This window comes from Hyphomonas sp. UBA3601 (genome assembly GCF_002375605.1).
Taxonomy (GTDB): domain Bacteria; phylum Pseudomonadota; class Alphaproteobacteria; order Caulobacterales; family Hyphomonadaceae; genus Hyphomonas.
In genome coordinates this window covers 1,903-6,222 of record NZ_DFME01000116.1, presented here as the reverse complement: position 1 = coordinate 6,222, position 4,320 = coordinate 1,903, and the positions used below count along the sequence as shown (strand labels likewise).

Annotated in this window: 5 protein-coding genes; 1 reads left to right on the top strand and 4 read right to left on the bottom strand. The window is 60.6% G+C overall.

All coding sequences use genetic code 11. The features are described from left to right. The 3 genes from B4F73_RS12265 to B4F73_RS12255 all read right to left on the bottom strand — a co-directional run. The coding region (locus B4F73_RS12265; RefSeq protein ID WP_290483401.1) for a methylmalonyl-CoA mutase family protein at positions 1-1,148 on the bottom strand (1,148 nt) is incomplete at its 3' end. Then, entirely contained in the window at positions 1,145-1,423 is a 279-nt protein-coding gene (locus B4F73_RS12260; protein WP_290483400.1) for a hypothetical protein, read from the bottom strand. The genes B4F73_RS12265 and B4F73_RS12260, both read right to left, overlap by 4 nt. A 155-nt stretch (positions 1,424-1,578) precedes the next feature. Continuing rightward, entirely contained in the window at positions 1,579-3,495 is a 1,917-nt protein-coding gene (locus B4F73_RS12255; protein WP_290483399.1) for a methylmalonyl-CoA mutase family protein, read from the bottom strand. Positions 3,496-3,621: 126 nt separating this feature from the next. Here B4F73_RS12255 and B4F73_RS12250 point away from each other — a divergent pair, with 126 nt between their 5' ends. Next, positions 3,622-3,843, top strand: a complete 222-nt coding sequence (locus B4F73_RS12250) for a hypothetical protein (protein WP_290483398.1) — start codon at positions 3,622-3,624, stop codon at positions 3,841-3,843. Between the two features lie 94 nt (positions 3,844-3,937). Here the strand turns inward: B4F73_RS12250 and B4F73_RS12245 are convergent. Further along, positions 3,938-4,320 (bottom strand): family 43 glycosylhydrolase (locus B4F73_RS12245; RefSeq protein WP_290483397.1); only part of this gene is annotated, 383 nt, incomplete at its 5' end.

The following is a 4,320-nucleotide window of genomic DNA, read 5'->3' as shown; positions in this document are numbered from 1 at the left end:
TGTTGCAGGAAAAGCTGCGTGTTGCGGCTGATCCGGGCGGAGAAGTCGGTTGGCAGGGCGAGGGCCTCATCGAAGCTGTTCGTGTGCAGCGACTGGGTCTGGCCGCCTGTGGCTGCAATGGCCTCAAGGCAGGTGCGGATGACATTGTTGTAGACGTCCTGCGCGGTCAGGGACCAGCCAGAGGTTTGCGAATGCGTCCGCAAGCTGAGGGATTTCGGGTTCTTCGGGTTGAACTCTTCCTTGACGAGCTTCGCCCAGAGCAGTCGGGCGGCCCGCATCTTGGCGACTTCCATGAACGTGTTCATGCCGATGGCCCAGAAGAAGGACAGGCGCGGCGCAAACGCGTCGACGTCCAGCCCGGCGGCGACCCCGGCGCGGATATATTCAATACCGTCGGCGAGCGTGTAGGCCAGCTCGAGGTCTGCCGAGGCGCCCGCTTCCTGCATGTGATAGCCGGATATTGAGATCGAATTGAATTTCGGCATGTTCTGCGAGGTATAGGCGAAGATGTCCGAAATGATCCGCATCGACGGCTTGGGCGGATAGATGTAGGTGTTCCGTACCATGAACTCTTTCAGAATGTCATTCTGAATGGTTCCGGCGAGCTTTTCCGGGCCGACGCCCTGTTCCTCGGCGGCGACGATGTAGAGCGCGAGGATAGGCAGGACCGCGCCATTCATCGTCATGGAGACAGACATCTTGTCCAGCGGAATGCCGGAGAAGAGGGTGCGCATGTCATAGATTGAGTCGATGGCGACGCCCGCCATGCCGACATCCCCGGACACGCGGACATGATCAGAATCATAACCCCGGTGTGTGGCCAGGTCGAAGGCGACGGAGAGGCCTTTCTGACCGGCGGCGAGGTTGCGGCGATAGAAGGCGTTGGAGTCTTCTGCGGTCGAAAAGCCTGCATACTGACGAACCGTCCAGGGCTGGTTCGTGTACATGGTCGGGTAGGGGCCGCGTCCGAATGGGGCAAGGCCCGGATAATCATCCAGGAAGTCGAGCCCCTTGCGGTCGTCGGCGGTATAGGCGGTCTTTACTTCGACGCCTTCCGGGGTCTCCCAGGCTTCGCCAAGCTTTGGCGCAGCGGCTTTCGCATGAGGCGTGCCAAGGTCGAGTTTTGTGAAGTCAGGAAATTGGGTCATCTTTCGTGATCCCTTCTGTTCAAGATATTCTTGATAAGCTTGATTTCCAGTTCTGCATTTTTCGCCGAAACTGGCAGTTTTCTGAATTTGATTGTATGCCAGGCGGCCAGGACGAAGAGTGGTGCAAACACGGAACCCAGGATGATGTTTTCCGTGACAGGCGCCAGTTCGATGCCGAACGCGTCATAGTGTGTGATCACGACGGCGGGGGTAGCGAGCACGAGGAACGCAATTGCCCAACGCCGGTCTATCCGGTCGCGCGATTGTATTGCCACGCCGGATGTCTCCAAAAACTCGACGCGCCGACGGAGTTCCGAGTCCGACGGCAGCCGTCCTGATTCTCCCCGCAGACGGTCCTCAACCTCAGCCATCCGCTTTCGCTCGGATGCGCTGAGATCGGGAAAGTCCATGTACGTGAGTATGCTCACTACTAAAGCCCCAGTTCTGTGTGGGCAAGTTTCAGCGTGTGCAGCACATCGCAGCCCATGAAGATGTTGGAATCGATGCTGTCGCCGTCGAACTTGCCAGCCAGCCAGACATGTAGCGCGCCTGCGGCTTTCAGCGCCTTGGCGGTCTCGACGGCTTCGTCCTCATAGCGCGCATCGGCGCCGCAGATGCAGGCAATCTTGCTGCCGGAGGCCTTGAACGCGGCGGCCGCTTCAGACGGGGATTGCGGCGGCACAGGCGGCTGCGTCGCCTCAAGGCCACCAGCGGCGAAGAGGTTGCGCGCGAAATCCGCGCGCGCATTGTGCTCGGCAATCGGGCCGAGCGTGGCAAGGAAGATGGTCGGCCGCTTAGGCGCAGCGCTCGCTGCATCGCGCAGGGCTTCATACTCTTCGGCAAGACGGATGCGCGGCAGGGCGTCTGCGGTGGCGTCGGCCTCGTCGGCGGGCAGGTCCACTTTCACGAAATGGGCGAAGCCTTCAGCGGAAACGCCATCCTTCGGCGTGACCTTTGGCATGTCGGCTATGGGCGCGGTGATCTCGTCAAGCAGCGGGAACTCGCTGACGCCCGTGATCGGCACCTTGCGGTTCGCAATGTCCTTGGCGCGTGCCTCGCGCACATCTGCGATACGTTTCTGAAACGCGCCGGAAACCAGCGTCTCGGCATAGCCGCCTTCGGCTTCAATGGTCTGGAACTCTTTCCACGCCGCTTCGGCGAGGTCGTCGGCGAAGGTCTCTGTGAACCAGGCGCCGCCGGTCGGGTCGGCCACGCGGCCAAGCTGGCTTTCTTCCATGGCGATGATCTGGGTGTTGCGCGCGATGCGCCGGCCCAGCTCTTCCGGAATGCCGAGCGCCTCGTTGAACGGGCGGATGGTCAGGATATCTGCGCCGCCGACGGCTCCTGCAAAGGCTGCCGCCGTATTGCGCAGCATGTTGGTCCACGCATCATAGCGCGTCAGCATGCGACCCGATGAAACGGCCTGAAGACGCATCGGAACGGCTTGCTGATCCATCGCATCCAGAATGCGTGCCCAGAGACGCCTTGCCGCGCGCAGCTTCGCAACACCGAGGCCATAATTGCCATCAAGGGCCAGCGCGAAACTCATGCGCGGAATGAGCGCGGAAATGTCCGTGCGGTTGTCGAGCCGGCGCAGCGTGTCCACGGCGCTGGCGATCAGCGCGGCGAGTTCCTGTGCATCGGAACCGCCGGCCTCATGAACCATGCGCGCATCGATGCGGATCAGGCCCGCTTCGGGATAGGCCTCACCAAGAGCGGTGGCGGCCGCCGACAGGCGCGCAAAGGCCAGGTTGAGCCCGCCCTTGAGCACGCCGGTGCGCGCAAGGCAGCCGAGCGGATCCATGTTGAAATCGAATTTCAGGCTTGCAGGAGAGTCCTGCTCCTGTCCCCATAGGCCGAGTAGCGTTGCCGTCGTGACACCCGAGCCACCACCATGATCCAGCGCGATGGTGGCGATGTCGGCGCGCAGGCCTTTCAGTGCGGTGCGCAGATCGTCCAAGGTCGTGATCTGGATGCCGTGTGCGCCCGTGCAGTCGAGTTTGATTTCGACGGACATGACGCCGCGCTCAAGATCGCGCAGCAGTTCTTCATGGGTTGCCGCGGGCGAGGGATGGGCAAAGCCTTGTCGGATATCCCAGGGCATGAACCGGTCCGGTGCGGCCGTAGCCCCGCGTAGATAGGGTGCCTTGCCCGGCGTGCCGCGCGGGTCGGTCGCGGAATCAAAGTCGCTTTCCCGGTAAAGCGGGTGAATTGCCAGGCCATCCACGGTCTTGCGTGTGATGGACTCAATACCGCGGCCCTTAAGGACCTTGTCGACACTTGCGAGCCATTCGGCTTCGGTTGCGTCGGGAAACCCGCTGCTCAGGGGAAGGAGATCGTCTGCCATGACGGGGATTTAGTCTGAACTGGGGGGGCTTGTGAACTGGTGACTGAAGGTCAGGGACGTTTGGTCGCTTGACTCGGATGACACAAAGCGTGAGAATGAGAACAATTCGCAAATTAGGAGTGAGTCATGTCCGCCGAACTCTTGAGGTTTCCAGCCACTGCCCAGACAGAAATGCCTGAGGGGATGCGCCACGAAGCGTTGAGAGACTGGATGGAAACGCACACACGTATTCTCGGCTTCTGGATGGATCGTCTCATCGAGGACGGCGACTCAGAAGACATCGTATCCATGCATCATCGCCAGCAAAGTTGGCTGGCCATGATGCAGGGCCGGCTGGTCCGGGGTTGAGGGATCCCTGGCCAGCCGGAAATTCTTTCCGCGCCAACAAAAAGCCGGTGCAGGGCAATCCGCACCGGCTTTTCATTGAGGAGGTTGGACGCGGTTACTCGCCCGGCATTGGGTCGACAGGGTCAAACGTGCCGTCCTCATTAAGGGTCAGCTCTGCGATCTTCACATTGCGGAGATGGCTTTTCCCCGACAGTTGAACGTCATGATAGGCAAGATAGTATTTGCCATTGTGCTCGAAGATCGAGTGATGGTTGGTCCAGCCTTCCACGGGTTGGTTGATCACGCCCTGATAGGTGAACGGGCCGTACGGGTTGTCGCCCGTCGCGTATACGATCAGGTGAGTATCGCCCGTTGAATAGGACAAGTAGTAGGTGTCGCCGATCTTGTTCATCCAGGCGGCTTCGAAGAATCGGCGGTCATGATCCTTGGCTTTGATCGGATCGCCATGTTCGTCGAGGATCATCACGTCCTTCGGCG

What these genes read in the sequence shown, in the direction of transcription:
- B4F73_RS12250 (WP_290483398.1), top strand. Translation starts at nt 3,622, where the DNA reads ATGTCCGCCGAACTCTTGAGGTTTCCAGCCACTGCCCAGACAGAAATG.
- B4F73_RS12255 (WP_290483399.1), bottom strand. Translation starts at nt 3,495, where the DNA reads ATGGCAGACGATCTCCTTCCCCTGAGCAGCGGGTTTCCCGACGCAACC.